At 62.1% G+C, this 18,621-nt stretch carries 14 protein-coding genes; 5 read left to right on the top strand and 9 right to left on the bottom strand.

Going from position 1 to position 18,621, the window contains the following annotated elements:
• Positions 1 to 183 precede the first annotated feature (183 nt).
• Together glsB and BW33_RS05570 are read right to left on the bottom strand one after the other, a co-directional pair.
• The gene (glsB, locus tag BW33_RS05575) at positions 184 to 1,092 is read right to left on the bottom strand and encodes a glutaminase B (RefSeq protein WP_027611723.1); all 909 of its coding nucleotides are present in this window, start codon (positions 1,090 to 1,092) and stop codon (positions 184 to 186) included.
• A 178-nt stretch (positions 1,093 to 1,270) separates the two neighbouring features.
• Positions 1,271 to 2,887 (bottom strand): L,D-transpeptidase family protein, encoded by a 1,617-nt coding sequence (locus BW33_RS05570; RefSeq protein WP_047597610.1) that lies wholly within the window; start codon positions 2,885 to 2,887, stop codon positions 1,271 to 1,273.
• A 151-nt stretch (positions 2,888 to 3,038) separates the two neighbouring features.
• Here BW33_RS05570 and BW33_RS05565 point away from each other — a divergent pair, with 151 nt between their 5' ends.
• Entirely contained in the window at positions 3,039 to 3,752 is a 714-nt protein-coding gene (locus tag BW33_RS05565; protein ID WP_047597607.1) for a murein L,D-transpeptidase catalytic domain family protein, read from the top strand.
• Between the two features lie 73 nt (positions 3,753 to 3,825).
• Here BW33_RS05565 and BW33_RS05560 read toward each other — a convergent pair whose 3' ends face one another.
• On the bottom strand, positions 3,826 to 5,235 hold the full coding sequence (locus tag BW33_RS05560; protein WP_047597605.1) for an MFS transporter: 1,410 nt from the start codon (positions 5,233 to 5,235) through the stop codon (positions 3,826 to 3,828).
• Between the two features lie 103 nt (positions 5,236 to 5,338).
• Here BW33_RS05560 and BW33_RS05555 point away from each other — a divergent pair, with 103 nt between their 5' ends.
• Positions 5,339 to 6,226, top strand: coding sequence for a LysR family transcriptional regulator (locus tag BW33_RS05555; protein ID WP_047597603.1), 888 nt, complete (start codon positions 5,339 to 5,341; stop codon positions 6,224 to 6,226).
• Here the strand turns inward: BW33_RS05555 and BW33_RS05550 are convergent.
• Positions 6,223 to 6,843: a cell wall hydrolase gene (locus BW33_RS05550; protein ID WP_047597599.1), complete on the bottom strand. Its 621-nt coding sequence runs from the start codon at positions 6,841 to 6,843 to the stop codon at positions 6,223 to 6,225. The genes BW33_RS05555 and BW33_RS05550 overlap by 4 nt on opposite strands.
• A gap of 199 nt (positions 6,844 to 7,042) precedes the next feature.
• On the opposite strand from BW33_RS05550, the gene BW33_RS05545 reads away from it, so the two are divergent.
• Positions 7,043 to 7,894: a CAP domain-containing protein gene (locus tag BW33_RS05545; RefSeq protein WP_047597597.1), complete on the top strand. Its 852-nt coding sequence runs from the start codon at positions 7,043 to 7,045 to the stop codon at positions 7,892 to 7,894.
• A gap of 51 nt (positions 7,895 to 7,945) precedes the next feature.
• Here the strand turns inward: BW33_RS05545 and BW33_RS05540 are convergent, their stop codons facing one another.
• The 5 genes from BW33_RS05540 to BW33_RS05520 all read right to left on the bottom strand — a co-directional run bounded on the left by BW33_RS05540 (position 7,946) and on the right by BW33_RS05520 (position 14,483).
• Positions 7,946 to 8,278: a DUF2790 domain-containing protein gene (locus tag BW33_RS05540; protein WP_047597594.1), complete on the bottom strand. Its 333-nt coding sequence runs from the start codon at positions 8,276 to 8,278 to the stop codon at positions 7,946 to 7,948.
• A gap of 80 nt (positions 8,279 to 8,358) precedes the next feature.
• Positions 8,359 to 8,562 (bottom strand): co-regulatory protein PtrA N-terminal domain-containing protein, encoded by a 204-nt coding sequence (locus BW33_RS05535; RefSeq protein ID WP_047597593.1) that lies wholly within the window; start codon positions 8,560 to 8,562, stop codon positions 8,359 to 8,361.
• A gap of 262 nt (positions 8,563 to 8,824) precedes the next feature.
• Positions 8,825 to 11,971, bottom strand: a complete 3,147-nt coding sequence (locus BW33_RS05530; protein ID WP_047597592.1) for a CusA/CzcA family heavy metal efflux RND transporter — start codon at positions 11,969 to 11,971, stop codon at positions 8,825 to 8,827.
• Positions 11,972 to 11,986: 15 nt separating this feature from the next.
• Positions 11,987 to 13,186 (bottom strand): efflux RND transporter periplasmic adaptor subunit, encoded by a 1,200-nt coding sequence (locus BW33_RS05525; protein WP_047597590.1) that lies wholly within the window; start codon positions 13,184 to 13,186, stop codon positions 11,987 to 11,989.
• A 49-nt stretch (positions 13,187 to 13,235) separates the two neighbouring features.
• On the bottom strand, positions 13,236 to 14,483 hold the full coding sequence (locus BW33_RS05520) for a TolC family protein (RefSeq protein ID WP_047597588.1): 1,248 nt from the start codon (positions 14,481 to 14,483) through the stop codon (positions 13,236 to 13,238).
• A 412-nt stretch (positions 14,484 to 14,895) separates the two neighbouring features.
• On the opposite strand from BW33_RS05520, the gene BW33_RS05515 reads away from it, so the two are divergent.
• Complete coding sequence (locus BW33_RS05515) at positions 14,896 to 15,570, top strand: heavy metal response regulator transcription factor (protein WP_003223767.1); 675 nt, start codon at positions 14,896 to 14,898, stop codon at positions 15,568 to 15,570.
• Positions 15,567 to 17,000: a heavy metal sensor histidine kinase gene (locus BW33_RS05510; RefSeq protein WP_047597587.1), complete on the top strand. Its 1,434-nt coding sequence runs from the start codon at positions 15,567 to 15,569 to the stop codon at positions 16,998 to 17,000. Before BW33_RS05515 ends, BW33_RS05510 begins: the two co-directional genes overlap by 4 nt.
• Positions 17,001 to 18,621 lie beyond the last annotated feature (1,621 nt).

The following is an 18,621-nucleotide window of genomic DNA, read 5'->3' as shown; positions in this document are numbered from 1 at the left end:
ATTCACCATATGAGGGGCGGCCGGAAAATGTATAGGAACAGCGCTCTCCCAGGCAACACAAAACCCTTGTGGGGGCGAGCCTGCTCGCGAATGCGGTGGGTCAGCGAGAGATGCATCGACAGGCACGACGCTTTCGCGAGCAGGCTCGCTCCCACAGGGTCTCGCAGTGTTTGGAAGATCGGGTCAGAACACCGACCAGCCAATCCGCGAACTGAGCATCTCCAGCGCCGCCATCCCCGCCAGCGAGTTGCCGGCAGCGTTGAGTTCCGGCGACCACACGCACACGCTGAACTGCCCCGGCACCACCGCGACGATCCCGCCGCCGACCCCGCTCTTGCCCGGCAGGCCGACGCGATAGGCGAAGTTACCGGCCTCGTCGTACAGCCCGCTGGTGGCCATGATCGAGTTGACCTGTTGAGTCTGGCGCCGGGTCAGGATCTGTTCGCCGCTGTGTTTGCAGAAACCGTCGTTGGCAAGGAAGCAGAACGCCCGGGCCAGATCGATGCAGTTCATGCGCAGCGCGCAGTGGCTGAAGTAGCTGCGCAGCACCGCTTCGACGTCGTTGTGGAAGTTGCCGAACGATTGCATCAGGTACGCCATGGCCGCGTTGCGGGCGCGATGCTGGTATTCGGATTCGGCGACCTTGCCGTCGACGATCACCTGCGGATTGCCCGACAGGCGCCGTACGAAGTCACGCATCGACAGCGCCGGTGCGGCAAATCGCGACTGGTTGATGTCGCAGATCACCAGCGCCCCGGCGTTGATGAACGGATTGCGCGGACGCCCGCGTTCGAACTCCAATTGCACCAGCGAGTTGAACGGCTGGCCGGACGGCTCGTGACCCAGACGCTCCCAGATCGCCTCGCCGGAATGCTCGATCGCCTGCACCAGGCTGAACACCTTGGAAATACTCTGCACCGAGAACGGCGTTTCGGCATCGCCGGCGCAATACATTTCGCCGTCGTTGCCATACACGGCGATGCCCAGCTGATTGGCCGGCACGGTGCCGAGGGCGGGAATGTAGTCAGCCACTTTGCCCTGCCCGATCAGGGGCCGGACAGCGTCAAGAATCTCGTTCAACAGCGCTTGCATGCCGGGTTCCGAAGTCTCGCCCCATGGGATTGCGGGGACACTGGGGCTAGACGCTGCGCAAGCTTGCGGAATCACACAACCCCCTGTAGGAGCTGCCGCAGGCTGCGGTCTTTTGATCTTGCCTTTCAAAATCAAGATCAAAAGATCGCAGCCTGCGGCAGCTCCTACAGGGTGTCGGTCAGTGGGCGCCGTCGAGGCCGGCGAGCAGTGCGCTGTCGCGGCTGTAGATATCCGGCGCATAACGCACCTGCCCATCCTTGCCGACCTGCGCCGTCCAATAGGTCATCAGGATTGGCACCGGTGCCGACAGGCGGAATTCGTGGGTGCTGCCGGTGGCGAGCAAGGTCTCGGTGCGCGTGCGTTCCGCCGGGGTCAGCAACAGGTCGCGCAGTTGCATCGGGTGCTCGACCCGCACACAGCCGGAGCTGAACGCCCGCGGGCCTTTGTCGAACAGAGCCTTGCTCGGCGTATCGTGCAAGTACACCGCGAACGGGTTGGGGAACCGGATCACCAGTTGCCCCAGCGGATTACGTGGCCCGGCATCCTGGCGCAGCATGATGTTGCCGGGGTTGTCCCAGTCGATATCCGCTGCGGCCAACGGCTGGCCATGGGCGTCGAGCACTTGCAGGTTTTGCCGGCTGAGGAAAGTCTGATCCTTGCGGATCGCCGGCAGCTTGTCTTCTTTCCAGATGGTCGGCGGCACAGTCCAGGTCGGGTTCAGGGTCAGGCGCGTGACCCGGGATTTCAGCAGCGGGGTCTGCCGTTCGGCGCGACCGACCTGGGTACGGGTCTGCCAGACTGGCACGCCACCCTGATACAGGGTCAGCTCGGCGGCGGCGACGTTGACCAGCAAACCGTCGGGCTCCATGTCCTGCGCCAGCCAGCGGAAGCGCTCAAGGTTGACCCGCAACTGCTCGCGGCGCGTCAGCGGGCTGATGTTGAGCTCGGCAATCGTCCCCGGCCCGACTACCCCGTCGGCCTGCAACGAATGGTTGGCCTGAAAGCTCTTCACCGCTTCCACCAGTACGCCCTCATAGGCATTGCCGGGCGTGCCGATAGCGTGAGTCAGGTAGCCTTCGTTGAACAGGCGCTGGGCCAGTTCCGGCACGCGTTTGTCTTCCATCGCCGGGCGCAGCAGCGGGCCGTTGCCCACCGACTGCCAGTGCGGCAAGGCCTGCAGCCGCTGGCTGGCGTAGAGGTGGCGCAGGCTTTGGTATTGCGCCAGACGCGGACGCGCCAGATCGAACGCGGCCTTGATGTCGTGCAGACCGGGCACGGCGATCGCCAGCAATTCAGCCTGACGATCACGCGGGGTGTCATCGGAATGCCACAGCGGCTCGAAATGCGACTGCAACAGGCGCCCGTAATGCAAGTCCTGCAGGGCTTGCAGGTAATAGCGGCTGATGTCGATATCGGCGCACAACTCACCGTCCTGCGGCGGATTGGCCGCCACCGGGTAGCGCTGGGGATTGAGGCCATCATCGGCCAACAGCTGCAACTGCGCGTGCAAGGCCGGCAAACGCCCGGACTCACTGGCCCACACCGGCAGCCAGTCCTGCTGCTGGTAGAACGCTTGTAATTGCGTCAGCGCCGCGCCGCTCAGGTGCGCGGCAATCGCCGGACACGCCTGCGGTAAACCGATCAGCACCGCTTGCAGCGGACTTTGCGGTTCGACCGGCATTTCCGCCGGCGGCGTCGGCAGGGTCTGCAAGGGCGGCAGCGGTTCATCGGCACAAGCGACAAACGGCGCAGCGAGCAAACAAATGCTCAAGTAGCATGCGTACTTTTTGAACAACTGCTTTACTCCAATCCGTGGCCGTCTGAATGACGGTCAACCTTACATCAGGTGCGCTGAACAGTCAGGCCCGAATCAGGGGGTCTGTCGGGTATGACTGGGAGTCAGGAGCCAAAGTGCCAAATAAGTAGCAAGTGAGGACACTTCATAAATGTTGACGTTTTTGCGCCGACTTCTGCTGACCACCGCGACCCTTGTCGCCGTGAGCAGCCCAGCTTTCGCCGCCGGCAAGCCATCGCCGGTTCTCTTCACCAGCCTCGCGCACGCCGCGCCGGAACTCAATCCCCAAGCGCTCAAAGGTGCCTTGAGCGCCATGCAATGTGCGGTCAACAATGGCGCGAGACCCTCACGCCACCTGGCGATCATCGATTATTCGCAACCCTCCACCGCCCGCCGGCTGTGGATCTTCGACTTGAACAGAAAGAAACTGGTGCTGCGCGACCTGGTCGCCCATGGTTCGAATTCCGGGGAAAACTTCGCCACCCAGTTCTCCAACCGCGAAGGCAGTTACCAGTCCAGCCTCGGTCTGTTCCGCACCCAGGAAAGCTACGAGGGGACCCATGGTTATTCGCTGCGCATGGACGGTCTGGAGCCCGGCTTCAATGACCTGGCCCGCGACCGCGCCATCGTGATCCACGCCGCCGATTACGTGAATCCGTTGTGGAGCAAGCGTCAGGGCCGAATCGGTCGCAGCCAGGGTTGCCCGGCGGTGCGTCCGCAAGTGGCAAAGCAGGTGATCGACAAACTCAAGGACGGCCAGTTCATGTTCTCCTGGTACCCGGATCAGCGCTGGCTGAAGTCCTCGCCGTACCTCAACTGCCAGCCACAGCAGGTGGCGAGCATCTTGAGCACTCACGCCAGCTAAGGATCCTGCAGGAGCTGCGGCACGCTGCGATCTTTTGATGTTGCCTTTAAAAGATCGCAGCGTGCCGCAGCTCCTACAGGGATTTGTTTCCGTCAGCAGCGCTTTGGCTGGGCTGGCCGCTTCCACGGGTGAGCCGGGTTCGGCTGATGATCAGGGCCATGACCATCAGCGCCGCCGCAACCCCGAACGTGCTGTGCAAGCCGCTGCCGATGACTTCGGCCGGAGCTTGCGTCGGGTTTCCTGTAGCGAAGGCAAACACCGCGCCCATGACCGCCGCGCCGGTGATCAAGCCCAGATTGCGCGACAGCCCGAGCAAGGCCGACACCACGCCGCGCTGATCCTGACTGACCGTCGCCATCAACCCGGTATTGTTCGCCGCCTGGAACAACGCGTAACTGCTGGCAACCACAGCCATCGGCAGCAGATATGCCGGAAGACCAAAGCCCATCGGCAACAAGGCCAACAAACTGCAACCACCGGCCAACCCAAGCAACGCCCCCGGCACCACCCGCTGTGCGCCGAAGCGATCCACCAGACGCCCGGCCGGCACTCCGCCGCACGCCGCCAGCAGCGGCCCGACCGACAACGCCAGACCGACCACGGTGCTGCCCAGTCCCAACCCCCGGCTCAGGTAAAACGGCCCGACCACCAGCGTGGTCATCATCACCGTCGTCACCAGCAACGTCAGGGCCAGGCTGCTGCTCAGACGCGCGTCGGCGAACAATGACAGACGAATCAGCGGCACTCTGGCTTTTAGCTCGACCGCGATAAACACCCCTGCGCCGCACAGGCTGACCAGCAGCAACATCAGGGTGAATCCATCAACCGTCATCGCCAGCGCGTAGGCCGCCAGCGTCAACACCAGTACCCCGCTGCCGAGGTAATCAAACGCGACCCTCGACTTCGCTGGCCGATCCGCCGGCAGAAAGCGATAAACCAGCCACGCATTGAGCAGGCCCAACGGTACGTTGAGGACAAAGATCGACGGCCAGCCGACATGCGCGATCAGCAGACCACCCAGCGATGGCCCGAGGCTGGTGCCGGTGGCCGACATGGTTGCCAGCAACCCCATCGCGCTGCCCGCACGCGCCTTGGGCACCGCATCCGCCACCAGCGCGACCGTCAAGGCGAACATGATCGCCGCGCCAAGGCCTTGCACTGCGCGTGCGCCGATCAACCAGCCCAACCCCGGAGCCAGTGCGCAACACAACGAAGCACTGGTAAAAATGCCGATGCCGATCAGCAGCAGTCGCCGCCGCCCGAACACATCGCCCAGACGCCCGACACTGACAATCAACGTGGTGACCGCCAGCAGGTACGCCAGCACGATCCACTGCACCTGTTGAAATGTCGCATTGAACGCTGCCGCCAGCGTCGGTAATCCGGCATTGGCGATGCTGGTGTCCAGCGACGGCATCAACATCGACAGGGCCAGACTGGTCAGCGCCCAGCGGGCTTGAGGGGGCAAGGGGGATCCGGGCATCGGGCGCTCCTGGTGCAAAGGTCAGACGGCATAGCCTGAGTCTCGACAAGGCAAGGCGCAAGACGCATGATTTGCACTTGATACCTGCATGGAACGCCATGTCATGAGCACACCGGATCTGAACCTGTTGATCACCCTCGACGTGTTGTTGCGCGAAGGCAGCGTCGCCCGCGCCGCGCACATTCTGCGGTTGAGCCCGTCAGCGATGAGCCGCGCCCTGGCCCGGCTGCGCGAGACCACCGGCGATCCGTTGCTGGTGCGCGCCGGCCGAGGTCTGGTGCCGACCCCGCGTGCGCTGGAGTTGCGCGAACGGGTCAGCGCTCTGGTGCAGGAATCCGAGGCGGTGTTGCGCCCTGCCGAAGTGCTCGATCCCGGCCAGTTGCAGCGCACCTTCACCCTGCGCAACACCGACGGCTTTGTCGAAACCTTCGCCGCCGCGCTGCTCGCACGAATCGCTGAAGAAGCACCCGGCGTGCGCCTGCGCTTTGTGCAGAAAGCCGACAAGGACAGCACGCCGCTGCGCGAAGGCCGGGTCGATCTGGAGACCGGCGTGGTCGACGACAGCACCGACCCGACGCTGCACAGTCGCATCCTGTTTGAGGATCACTGGATCGGTGTAGTGCGCGAAGGTCATCCGTTGAGTGCGGGCAAAATCAGCAGCAAACGCTTTGCCGGTGGCCAGCACATTCTCATCTCACGGCGCGGGCGCAGCAGCGGCCCGGTCGACGAAGCGTTGCTCGCCACGGGGCTGACGCGGGACATCGTTACATCATTCGGCGGCTTTTCGGCAGCGCTGACGCTGGTCCGCGAATCGGACCTGATCGCCACGGTTCCGGAGCGTCACACCAGCAAGCTGCGCATGGGCCTGCACAGCTTCGCCCTGCCCTTCAGGATGCCGCCGATCAGCGTTTCGATGCTCTGGCACCCGCGCATGGATGCCGACCCAGCGCACCGCTGGCTGCGCAACTGTGTGCGGGAGGTCTGCCTCTAGCGCGCATCGCCGCCGGCCGGTTTATAGAACAGGAATTTGCCGACCTCAGCGGTCTTTCGGTATTCCCTGGCCCAGCTCGGATGCACCTTGCGATCATGGAAGTACAGTGCGCCATGGGTGCGATCCGGCAACTGGCGGTTGAGTGCCTTGCCGGCGATGTCCTTGGCCAGAGTGTATTCGGCATCTTCCTTGACCTGATCCGCCTTGCCATCGCACCACCAGGAAAACTGGCAGCTCTTGGTTTCCGAACCCTGCTTGACCACTTCGCACACTGTACCGGGGAAACCGTCGTGCCCCAGGCGATTCATCACCACATTGGCCACCGCTTGCATTTCCGGGGTGTCGCGACCCTTGGCTTCCCAGTAGATACTGCGCGCCAGGCAGGTGATCGGATCGTCCAGCGGCGCGGTGCCGGCAGGGTCCACGGCTTGTACTTCAGTGGGGGTGATCGCTTCTGATTTGGGCGCCGGCGCCGCGCTGACGTTGTCGGCGGCCTTTTCTTCCAGCACCTGGGCTTTCTCTTCAGCCTTGGCCTTGATCGGCGCCTGTTCAGTGGCGCTCACAACGCCGGCCATCAGGGTTAATGCGAAACAGCCAGCCAACCATTTCAATCCCATGTCAGTTCTTCCGGCAGCGCCCGTTCCGGGCAAGGTGTTTCGTGGGGGAGACGCCCGGTTCCCGGGGCCTTGGGAGAGTGTAGACGGCAAATACCGGGGTAACGTTCCGCAGAAAAAGCCGCTCGATGAAGAAAAAGACATTGCACTCCCCCGGGCCATTTCGCGCATCATGAGCGCACTCAGCTCAAGGGAGATTTCCATGCGCTTCATGCCATCCGTCTTGCGTTTTGCCGCGCTGTCCGTGGGCCTGGTCGTAGCCGCCTCGGCCATGGCTGCCGACGAGTCGCAACTGATCGAGTCGATCAACGCCTACCGCAGCCAACCGCAGCGTTGCGGCAGCCAGGCGTCCAGTGAACTGCCACCGCTGTCGGCCGACCCACGGCTGAGACTGCCAGCCAGCGGTGCGGTCGATCTGCAACAGGCCATGGCCAGCGCCAGCTACCCGATGGTCAACGTGCAGGCGATCACCCTCAACGGTCCACGGGATGCGGCGTCGGCGATGCAGGCGATTGAGGAAAGTTTCTGTCAGGTGGTGCTGGATCCGCAGTTCGTCGATGTCGGCGTCAGCCGCGCCGATCGCGACTGGCGCATTGTGCTGGCGCGCCCCTTGCTCTCGGCGAAGCTGGGCGATGCGCAGACCGAAGGCCAGAAGTTGCTCGAACAACTCAACGCTGCCCGCGCCCAACCGCGTCAGTGCGGCAGCCAGGCCTTTGCCGCTGCCGGGCCACTGGCCTGGAACGCGAGCCTGGGCACGATCTCCCAGGATCACAGCCGCGACATGGCCAACAACAACTACTTCGATCACAAGGACCGCGACGGCCGCACACCCGGTGACCGCGCCGAACTGGCCGGCTACAGCGGCCAACTGGTCGGCGAAAACATCGCCGCCGGGCAAGACACTGTGCGCAAGGTCGTCGACGGCTGGCTCGCCAGCCCCGGCCACTGCGCCAACCTGATGAACCCGCAATACAAGGAACTCGGCGCCGCCTACGCGACCGATCCGAAAAGCAGCGCCGGGATCTACTGGACGGCGATGTTTGGTGCACAGTAACCCGCTAGCTGATGCACCACTTCCTCTGCGGGGAGGCTGCGCCTGCGGTGGTTAGCCACCGCTATTGCGGCACACGCCCGCCACGCTGTACTTGAGCGTATTGAGCTGCCCACGCGAATCTTCGTAAGTCATGGCCGTAGGCACCACCGAGCACGCTGGCTGCGGTTTCACCACGCTGACGATTTTCACCACATCCAGCTTCATTCCGTATGCGTATTCGGTGACCACCGGCGCCGCTTTGCCGCGTTCAGCCGCGTATTGCTCCATGGCTTTGGCGTTGGCACTGAACGCGCGCTCGAAGGTGCGATCACCGCCGCCCTCGGCCAGTGCATTCACGGACATCGCCATGACGCCAGCGAACACCATCGACTTAAGCATATTCATCTTCATTTCCTTCCCAGCCAGGCTCAAAAAAAGCCCGGCGTCGATGCGCGATGACGGGCTTGTTTCAGGTTCAAGCAGCGTTAAAGATCCTGAGTTTTCTGCTCTTTCTTTTCATTGACGACCACCGGGTTGGCAGCGGCTTTTTCCTTGGCCACGAACAGCTCCACGGCGCGATCATTGGCGCTCATCATCCGGTCGAACGTGCGGTCACCACCGCCTTCGGCCATGGCCAGGGACGACAGCATCAGGGCGGTTGCAAAGGCACTCAGTCGGGCGAATTTCATGGTTGATTCCTCGTTTAAGTAACTGACGGGATCAAGGTAACAAGGCGCACCTTTCGTGACGGTGGCGTGGGGATTACAGATTCGTAATGTGCCAAGCGCGGCAGCCACGCCGAGAATTTCCGGCCAGAGAAATACCTTGTGGCGAGGGAGCTTGCTCCCGCTGGGGCGCGCAGCGGCCCTCGCTCTTCCTTTGAAAAAGCGCGGCCTGCTGCGCAGTCCAGCGGGAGCAAGCTCCCTCGCCACAGGGTTTGTGGTTGTTCTATCAGGCAGGTGTTGTGTCCTCATCCCGGCGATGGGCGATCTGGTACAGCGCGGGCAAGATCAGCAACGTGAGGATCGTCGAGGACAGAATCCCGCCAATCACCACCGTCGCCAGCGGCCGCTGCACTTCCGCGCCGGTGCCCGTCGCCAGCGCCATCGGAATAAACCCCAGCGACGCCACCAACGCGGTCATCAATACCGGCCGCAAGCGCGTCAGCGCGCCGACGTTGATCGCCTCCGTCAGCGACCGTCCCTCCTCACGCAAATTGCGAATGAACGCGATCATCACCAGTCCGTTGAGCACCGCTACCCCGGACAACGCGATAAACCCCACGCCTGCGGAAATCGACAGCGGAATATCCCGCAACCACAGCGCCATCACCCCGCCGGTCAACGCAAACGGAATCCCGGTAAACACCAGCAAGCCGTCCTTGAGGTTGTTGAACATCATGAACAACAACCCGAACACCAGCAGCAACGCCACCGGCACCACAATCTGCAGGCGCTTGGCCGCTGATTGCAGTTGCTCGAACTGCCCGCCCCAACGGGTCCAGTAACCGGCCGGGACCTGCACCTCACGCTCGATCACCGCACCGGCCTCGCTGACGAACGAGCCGATATCCCGCCCGCGCACGTTGGCGCTGACGATCACCAGACGCTTGCCGTTTTCGCGGCTGACCTGGTTCGGCCCGAGCACCAGATCGAGGCTGGCGACGTCCTTCAGCGCGATAAAACCGATCTGGTTCGCCGCACCGCTCAGCGCCGGTACCGGAATCAGCAACGCCGACAAGCCGTCGATGTCCTTGCGCATGGCATCGGACAACCGCACCACCATGTCGAAGCGCCGATCGCCCTCGTACAAGGTGCCGGCCTGACGCCCGCCCACCGCGACGGCGATGGTGTCCTGCACATCACCGACGTTGAGCCCATAACGCGCCGCTTTGTCGCGGTCGATGTTGATGGTCAGCACCGGTAGCCCGGTGGTCTGCTCGACTTTCACTTCAGAGGCGCCGTTGACCTTTTGCATTGCCGCCGCGATCTTCGCTGCCGTGGCGTTGAGCACGTCCATGTCATCGCCGAACACCTTGACCGCGACATCGCTACGCACGCCGGAGATCAGTTCGTTGAAGCGCAACTGGATCGGCTGCGACAGTTCATAGTTGCTGCCCGGCAGCGTCGCGGCAGCGGCTTGCAGTTCGGCCATCAGGGTTTCGCGGGACTTCTTCGGGTCGGGCCACTGGTCCTTCGGTTTGAGCATCACGTAGCTGTCGGAGATGTTCGGCGGCATCGGATCGGAGGCGATTTCCGCCGTGCCGGTACGGGCGAACACCCGTTCAACTTCCGGCACTTTGGCCAGGATCAGCGTTTCCAGGCGCTGCTGCATGTCCACCGATTGCGTCAGGCTGGTGCCCGGCACGCGCAGCGCTTGCAGAGCGAAATCGCCTTCACTGAGACTCGGTACAAACTCGCTGCCCATGCGGCTGGTGAGCACGCCGCTGAACACGATCACCCCCAACGCCGCGCCCACCGCCACCGTGCGATGCGCCATGACCCAGGCCAGCGCCGGCGCATACACCCGACGTGCGCCGCGCATCACCGCGCCCTCTTCCTCCTTGACCTTGCCGGTGACGAACAGCGCAATCGCTGCCGGCACGAAGGTCACCGACAGCAGCATCGCACCGAGCAGCGCGATGACCACGGTGAACGCCATCGGGTGGAACATTTTCCCTTCGACGCCGCTCAGGGCGAAGATCGGCAGGTACACCACCATGATGATCAACTGGCCGAAAATCAGCGGTCGTCGCGCCTCTTTCGCCGCGGCGAACACTTCCTTGAAACGCTCGACGCGGGTCAGCAAGCGCCCATGATGCTGCTGCGCGTGAGCCAGGCGGCGCAGGGTGTTTTCGACGATCACCACCGCGCCGTCGACGATGATCCCGAAGTCCAGCGCGCCGAGGCTCATCAGGTTGGCGCTGACCTTGTTGCTGAACATGCCGGTGAAGGTGAACAGCATCGACAGCGGAATCACCATCGCCGTGATCAGCGCGGCGCGGATGTTGCCGAGGAACAGGAACAGAATCGCGATCACCAGAATCGCGCCTTCGATCAGGTTCTTTTTCACTGTGGCGATGGCTTTGTCGACCAGGTGCGTGCGGTCGTACACCGGCACGGCAATCACGCCTTGCGGCAGGGATTTATTGATCTGTTCGAGCTTGCTGGCCACCGCTTGCGAGACCGTGCGGCTGTTCTCGCCGATCAGCATGAACACCGTGCCGAGCACCACTTCGCGGCCATTTTCGGTGGCCGCACCGCTGCGCAATTCACGGCCGATTTCCACGGTGGCGACGTTCTTCACCCGGATCGGCGTGCCGTCGACATTGGCCATGACGATGTTGGCGATGTCTTCGGTACTCGCCACTTGCCCCGGCGCGCGGATCAGCAACTGCTCGCCGCTGCGCTCGATATAACCGGCGCCGACGTTGGCGTTGTTGCGCTCCAGCGCGGTGATCAGATCGGTGAGGGTGAGCTTGTACGCGGCAAGGCGTTTCGGATCCGGCGCGATCTGATATTCCTTGGCAAACCCACCGATGGTGTTGATCTCGGCAACACCCGGTACGTTGCGCAATTGCGGCTTGATGATCCAGTCCTGAATCACCCGCAAATCGGTCGGCGTGTAGGTTGTGCCGTCGTCCTTCAACGCGCCCTCCTTCGCCTCGACCGTCCACAGAAAGATCTCGCCGAGGCCGGTGGAGATCGGTCCCATCAGCGCTTCGGAGCCTTCCGGTAATTGCTCCTTGGCGATCTGCAGACGCTCGTTGACCAGTTGGCGAGCGAAGAACAGGTCGGTGCCGTCCTTGAAGATCACCGTGACCTGCGACAGCCCGGAGCGTGACAGCGAACGGGTCTGCTCCAGCGCCGGCAAACCGGCCATCGCGGTTTCAATCGGGAAAGTGATGCGCTGCTCGGTTTCCAGCGGCGAGAACCCGGCGGCGCCGGTATTGATCTGCACCTGGACGTTGGTGATGTCGGGCACAGCGTCGATCGGCAGCTTTTGATAACTGGCGATGCCGAGGCCGGCCATGAGCAGAACGGCGAGCAGCACGATGATGCGCTGCTCGATGGCAAACTGGATCAGGCGTTCGAACATGGGGACCTTCCAGAATTAATGACTGTGCTCGGCTGAGGCTTTGCCCAGCTCCGACTTGAGGACGAAGCTGCCGGCGCTGGCGACTTGCACGCCCGGTTCCAGCCCTTGGGTGACTTCCACGTGGCCGGCGGCGCGGCTGCCCAGTTCCACCGCCTGCGCCTTGAAACCGTCGTCGGTTCGGACGAATACCGTGGGTTTGTCCTCGACGGTCTGGACCGCGGTTTCCGGCACGGCGACTTTGGCCTGGCGGCTCTCGGTGGCGACCCGCGCGGTGACGAACAGCCCCGGACGCCATGAGCCCTGCGGGTTTTCCAGGGTCACGCGCACGGTCGCGGTGCGGGTTTGTTCGACGAGCAGGCTGCCGACGTAAGCCACGCGGCCGTCTACTTCGGCTTTCAGTTCCGGCGCGCTGACGGTGACCGGTTTGCCCACCTGCACCTGGGTCAGATCCTTCGGTGAAACACCGAAGGTCACCCACACGCGGGACAAGTCCGAAAGGGTGAACGCGGCCGTGGTTTCATCGACCACCTCGCCCGGTGTCAGGTGTTTTTCCACCACCACGCCGTCGAATGGCGCGCGCAGTTCGTAGCGATTGCCGCCAGTGGCGACCATGCTGCCGCTGAGCACGCTGATTTTTTGCCGGGCGTTGTTCATGGCGATTTCCGCCTCTTCCAGCGCCTGCCTGGCCTGAAGGAAATCCTGTTCGGCGGAAATCTTGTCCTGCCAGAGCCTTTTCTCGCGCTCGTAGGTGGTCCGCGCCAAGGCCAGACGCCGTTGTGTGGCGGCCTGTTCGCTGCGCTGATCGGAGATCTGCTGACTGGCGATCACTGCCAGCAACTGGCCCTTCTTCACCGGCTGCCCGAGGTTGACCGCGACCGACTCGACCACCCCCGGCACGCGCGGCACGACGTGCGCAGTGCGATCCTCATCGAAGCGCACTTCGCCGGGGAACGACAGGCCGAGACTGATGTTTTGCGCCCGCGCCTCGGCCAGTTGAATGCCTGCGGCGGCGATCTGCTCGGCGCTCAATTCGATGTGGCCTTCTTCGGCATGTTCGCCTTCGGCGGCAGCGCCCTCCTCGGCGTGATCGGCATGTTCGGAAGCCTCATCGGCGTGAGCGCCGATATTGCTCGTGGCCGGCCACATCGCGCCGATGCCAATGCCAATGCCCAACGCCAAGGTCGCCACCGCGACCACCATCAGTTTTTTATCCATGGAAACTCCTCTGCGCCGTGCCATCGCGCAGTTGTCTGAAAAGTGAAATTCAAGGGCTGACGCTGAGGTCGCCGAAGATCCGTTCGAGGCGCACGCGGGCGTCGGTCGCCTCGCTGACGGCCTGGAGGTATTGGCTGCGCGCAGCGATCAGGGTGCGCTGGGCGTCGAGTACGTCGAGGAAACCGAACTTGCCCATTTCGAAACCGCGTGTGGCGCTGTCCACTGCGCTTTGTGCGGCGGGCAGGATGGTCTGGTTGAACGCGTTGACTTCGCCGTTGGCGGTCTGCCATTGCTCAAGGCTGGTCTGGACTTCGGTGCGCAAACGCAACTCGGTGGCGTTGCGCAGATCCCGCGCCTGATCGCTGCGCCGTGCGGCGGCGAGTACGTTGCCCTGATTGCGGTTGAACAGCGGAATCGGCATCGACAGCCCGACCACGTTGACCCGCTCGCGCTCGGTTTCGCTGTACTGGCTGCCGATGCTCACGGTCAGATCGGGAATGCGCTGGGACTTTTCCAGGCCCAACGAGGCTTCGCGCTGATCGATCTGCAGTTTCGCCAGACGCAGCTCGGCGGTCTGGTTCAGACGCTCGAGCAAACGGCTGGGCGGCGGCAGCGTGGCGAGGGTTTGCGTGGCGGCTTGCACGTTGGTCGAGGTCGGCAACGGTGCGCCCATGACCTGCGCCAGTTGCTGATAGGCGTTGGCCTGATCGCGCTCGGCGCGGCTCACCTCCAGGCGCACTTCCGAGAGCTGCACTTGCGCTCGGGTGCCTTCGACCGGCGACGATTTACCGGCCTCGATCCGTCCTTGGGCCACGCGCAAACCGTGCTCGGCCAGTTGCAGCGACTGGCGCGCCAGCTGCAAGCGTTGCTGCGCGGTTTGCGTGCTGTTGAACGCCTGGATCACATCGGCGCGCAAGGCATTGCGCTTGCGTTCCAGTTCGATGCCGGCGGCGTCCTGCGCACGGCTGGCGACATCGATGCGCGCACCGCGTTTGCCGCCCAGTTCAATCGGCTGGCTGAGCATCACCGTAGTGGTGCGCGAGTTGCGCCGGGTGTCTTCAGCCTCCCACGACACCTCGGGATTGGGGATCAGGCCAGCCTGCTGGCGATCGCTCTCGGCAATGCCGATTTCCCACTGCGCGGCGGCGAGATCGGGATTGCCGGCGAAGGCGCTTTGCAGCGCCTGATCCAGAGTCAGGGTCGAGGCGCCGGCAAGGCTGCTGCCGACCAGCAACAAGAAGCCGCTGACAGTTTTTTTCAGGCGTGATCGCGCCGTCAGTTCGATTAAACCGGGCAATGGAGGACTTCCTTTAATTCAGGATTTTTCGATGCCGCCACGTTAGGGTTTTGAACTTATCGACAAGGTGACTGGAACATTACAAATCCGTTATCCACGGTTTGGCAAAGTTGTTTTGCTCTAGGATGCGAAGTGCAAACGGTTTTGCCGCAATACATGGAAACAAATACTCGGTAGTTATCTGCCGAACAGCACTTGTCTGAATGCAATAGATGTCTGCTGACGCTTCCAGGCTGCGACAGGCTGTCGCGGATGGCCGTTTTAAAGGCCTCCCGAGATTGACCCTGTAGCCACTACAGCCTTTACCGTGTTCGTCATTCGTTATTGAACAGCGTCCGGAAGACCTAACAAAAACCACAACTTTCCCGGCCCCCTTAATTAAATATCCCTTAAATAAAAGTGGTGATAGATCATGCGAATCCTTGTCGTCGAGGACGAGCTTAAAGCTGCCGAATACTTGCATCAGGGTTTGACCGAAAGTGGTTATATCGTTGACCACGCCGCCACCGGTGCCGATGGATTGCATCTGGCGCAACAGCAGGCGTATGACCTGATCATTCTCGATGTGAACTTGCCGGAACTGGACGGCTGGGGTGTGCTGGAGCAACTGCGCCGCACCCACTCAACGCGGGTGATGATGCTCACCGCGCGCGGGCGGCTGGCGGACAAGATTCGCGGTCTGGACCTGGGCGCCGACGACTATCTGGTCAAGCCGTTCGAGTTTCCCGAGTTGCTGGCGCGGGTGCGCACCTTGATGCGCCGTAGCGAAAACATCCCGGTGCCGCAGGTGTTGAAAGTCGCTGATCTGGAGCTTGATCCGGGCCGGCATCGGGCGTTTCGTGGCGAGCAGCGCATCGACCTGACCACCAAGGAGTTCGCCCTGCTGCATTTGCTGATGCGCCAGTCCGGCGAGGTGCTGACCCGTACGCAGATCATCTCGCTGGTGTGGGACATGAATTTCGACTGCGACACCAATGTGGTCGAAGTCTCGATCCGCCGCTTGCGGGCGAAGATCGATGATCCGTTCGACAACAAGCTGATCCACACCCTGCGCGGTGTCGGCTACGTGCTGGAGGCGCGGGAATGAAGCCGACCAGCCTGTCGATGCGCCTCGGGTTGACGGTGAGTATTCTCGGCGCGCTGTTGGTGGTATTTCTGGCGATCCTTGCCTATTTCGCCCTGACCCATGAGTTGAATGCGCTGTCCCGCGACAGCCTGCAAAAGAAGATGGCGCAGGTGGAGCACAGTCTGTCGCTGTACGTCGACGCCAACGAAGTCAGTGGCAAGCCGCACATTCTGCTCGATCAGGTCATGGGGCATGACAACCTGACGCTGACGATTTATGACCGCTCGAACCTGCGTTCGCCGCTGCTCAAGTCCGGCTCAGGACTGAAGGATCCACGCGCCGAATTACGCGCGGTGCGAGGCACCACCGAGCGGTTGGCCTATAGCGAAAGCATCGATGACGAGGGCGCGAAGTTCCTCACCGCGTCGAAGCTTATTCCGCTCAAGGATGGCAGCAGCGTGCCGGTGCTGCTGTCGATGGACAACGCGCATGATCAGGCGCTGCTCAGCGCCTATCTGCGCTCGACGCTGATTGCCTTGCCGCTGTTGCTGGTGTTCATCGGCCTCACCGCGTGGGGCGCGGTGCAGCGTGGACTGGCGCCGCTGCGCGAGTTTCGCAAAGTGGCGGCGATGGTCTCGACGCAGGATCTGGATCATCGGCTGTCGGTGGTGAACATGCCGCAAGAGCTGAGCGAGCTGGCGCAGGGCATCAACTTCATGCTGCATCGGCTGGATGCCGGGGTGCAGCAGTTGTCGCAGTTCTCCGATGACCTGGCGCACGAGCTGCGTACGCCGATCAACAACCTGATGGGCAAGGCCCAGGTGACGCTGTCTCGCGAGCGCACGAGCGAGGAATACCAGGACGTGCTGGTGTCTTGCACCGAGGAGCTGGAGCGCGTGGCACGGATTGTTTCCGACATGCTGTTTTTGGCGCAGGTCAGTCATCCGTCGGCGCTGGCGCCGTTTGAATCGGTGGCGCTGGAGGAGGAAGCGGCGAAGGTCGCGGAGATGTTTTCGCTGTCGGCGCAGGACAAGCAGATTCATTTGAATGTCATTGGCAGCGCATCGGTGTTGGGCGATCGGCTGATGATTCAGCGGGCGATTTCCAATCTGCTGTCCAACGCGCTGCGCCACTGCCCGAACGGCAAAACCATCACCTTGCTGATCGAGCAAGGTGCGACGCAGGCTTCACTGCTGGTGAGCAATCCCGGCGCCGGCATCGAGGCGCAACACCTGCCGCACCTGTTCGACCGTTTCTACCGCGTCGACAGTGCCCGCTCACGCTCACAGGGCAGCACCGGGCTGGGGCTGGCGATCGTGCGCTCGATCATGAGCCTGCATCAGGGGGTAGCGGAGGTGAAGAGTTTGCCGGGCGTCATGACCGTATTCCGCCTCGGTTTTCCTGCGGTGACATCCACGGCCCCATCGCTTGCAGGCAAGCTCCTACAGTGAATTGCGGTGACCCGGGTCCGACGCCATGCTTGATACCTTTGAAGCAATTCAAACATGAAGCCGGCATTGACCGATGTCCTGTAGGAGCTGCCGCAGGCTGCGATCTTTTGCCTTGGCCTTGGAAGATCAGGAGCAAAAGATCGCAGCCTTCGGCAGCTCCTACAGGGATCGGGGTGATTTTGAGTTTTGTGGACACAACCGAAACTGTGGGAGCTTGCCTGCAAGCGATGGCGGTGGGTCAGTCGACATCTTTGTTGCCTGACACTCCGCTATCGCGAGCAGGCTCACCCCTACAGTGAATTGCGGTGAACCCGGGCCCGACGCCATGCTTGATCCCTTTGAAGAGATTCAAACATGAAGCCGGCATTGACCGATGTCCTGTAGGAGCTGCCGCAGGCTGCGATCTTTTGCCTTGGCCTTTGAAGATCAGGATCAAAAGATCGCAGCCTGCGGCAGCTCCTACAGGGATCGGGTGTTTTTGAGTTTTGTGGACACCACTGAAACCTGTGGGAGCTTGCCTGCAAGCGATGGCGGTGGGTCAGTCGACATCTTTGTTGCCTGACACTCCGCTATCGCGAGCAGGCTCACCCCTACAGTGAATTGCGGTGAACCCGGGCCCGACGCCATGCTTGATCCCTTTGAAGAGATTCAAACATGAAGCCGGCATTGACCGATGTCCTGTAGGAGCTGCCGCAGGCTGCGATCTTTTGCCTTGGCCTTTGAAGATCAGGATCAAAAGATCGCAGCCTGCGGCAGCTCCTACAGGGATCGGGTGTTTTTGAGTTTTGTGGACACCACTGAAACCTGTGGGAGCTTGCCTGCAAGCGATGGCGGTGGGTCAGTCGACATCTTTGTTGCCTGACACTCCGCTATCGCGAGCAGGCTCACTCCTACAGTGAATTGCGGTGAACCTGGGCCCGACGCCATGCTTGATACCTTTGAAGAGATTCAAACATGAAGCTGGCATTGACCGATGTCCTGTAGGAGCTGCCGCAGGCTGCGATCTTTTGCCTTGGCCTTGGAAGATCAGGATCAAAAGATCGCAGCCTGCGGCAGCTCCTACAGGGATCGGGGTGTTTTTGAGTTTTTTGGACACCACTGAAACCTGTGGGAGCTTGCCTGCAAGCGATGGCGGTGGGTCAGTCGACATCTTTATTGCCTGACACTCCGCTATCGCGAGCAGGCTCACTCCTACAGTGAATTGCGGTGACCCGGGCCCGACGCCATGCTTGATACCTTTGAAGCAATTCAAACATGAAGCCGGCATTGACCGATGCCCTGTAGGAGCTGCCGCAGGCTGCGATCTTTTGCCTTGGCCTTTGAAGATCAGGAGCAAAAGATCGCAGCCTGCGGCAGCTCCTACAGGGATCGGGTGTTTTTGAGCTTTGTGGACACCACTGAAACCTGTGGGAGCTTGCCCACCGCTACCGCGAGCAGGCTCACTCCTACAGTGAATTGCGGTGACCCCGGGCCCGACGCCATGCTTGATACCTTTGAAGAAATTCAAACATGAAGCCGGCATTGACCGATGTCCTGTAGGAGCTGCCGCAGGCTGCGATCTTTTGCCTTGGCCTTGGAAGATCAGGAGCAAAAGATCGCAGCCTGCGGCAGCTCCTACAGG

It is taken from the genome of Pseudomonas sp. RIT288, assembly GCF_000631985.1.
Lineage (GTDB): Bacteria > Pseudomonadota > Gammaproteobacteria > Pseudomonadales > Pseudomonadaceae > Aquipseudomonas.
This window is presented reverse-complemented; position numbering and strand designations above follow the sequence as displayed.

Bases quoted from the DNA above. Each gene is read 5' to 3' on its own strand.
- glsB (WP_027611723.1), bottom strand. From the start codon at position 1,092: ATGCAAGCGCTGTTGAACGAGATTCTTGACGCTGTCCGGCCCCTGATC.
- BW33_RS05565 (WP_047597607.1), top strand. From the start codon at position 3,039: ATGTTGACGTTTTTGCGCCGACTTCTGCTGACCACCGCGACCCTTGTC.
- BW33_RS05560 (WP_047597605.1), bottom strand. From the start codon at position 5,235: ATGCCCGGATCCCCCTTGCCCCCTCAAGCCCGCTGGGCGCTGACCAGT.
- BW33_RS05555 (WP_047597603.1), top strand. From the start codon at position 5,339: ATGAGCACACCGGATCTGAACCTGTTGATCACCCTCGACGTGTTGTTG.
- BW33_RS05550 (WP_047597599.1), bottom strand. From the start codon at position 6,843: ATGGGATTGAAATGGTTGGCTGGCTGTTTCGCATTAACCCTGATGGCC.
- BW33_RS05545 (WP_047597597.1), top strand. From the start codon at position 7,043: ATGCGCTTCATGCCATCCGTCTTGCGTTTTGCCGCGCTGTCCGTGGGC.
- BW33_RS05540 (WP_047597594.1), bottom strand. From the start codon at position 8,278: ATGAATATGCTTAAGTCGATGGTGTTCGCTGGCGTCATGGCGATGTCC.
- BW33_RS05535 (WP_047597593.1), bottom strand. From the start codon at position 8,562: ATGAAATTCGCCCGACTGAGTGCCTTTGCAACCGCCCTGATGCTGTCG.
- BW33_RS05530 (WP_047597592.1), bottom strand. From the start codon at position 11,971: ATGTTCGAACGCCTGATCCAGTTTGCCATCGAGCAGCGCATCATCGTG.
- BW33_RS05525 (WP_047597590.1), bottom strand. From the start codon at position 13,186: ATGGATAAAAAACTGATGGTGGTCGCGGTGGCGACCTTGGCGTTGGGC.
- BW33_RS05515 (WP_003223767.1), top strand. From the start codon at position 14,896: ATGCGAATCCTTGTCGTCGAGGACGAGCTTAAAGCTGCCGAATACTTG.
- BW33_RS05510 (WP_047597587.1), top strand. From the start codon at position 15,567: ATGAAGCCGACCAGCCTGTCGATGCGCCTCGGGTTGACGGTGAGTATT.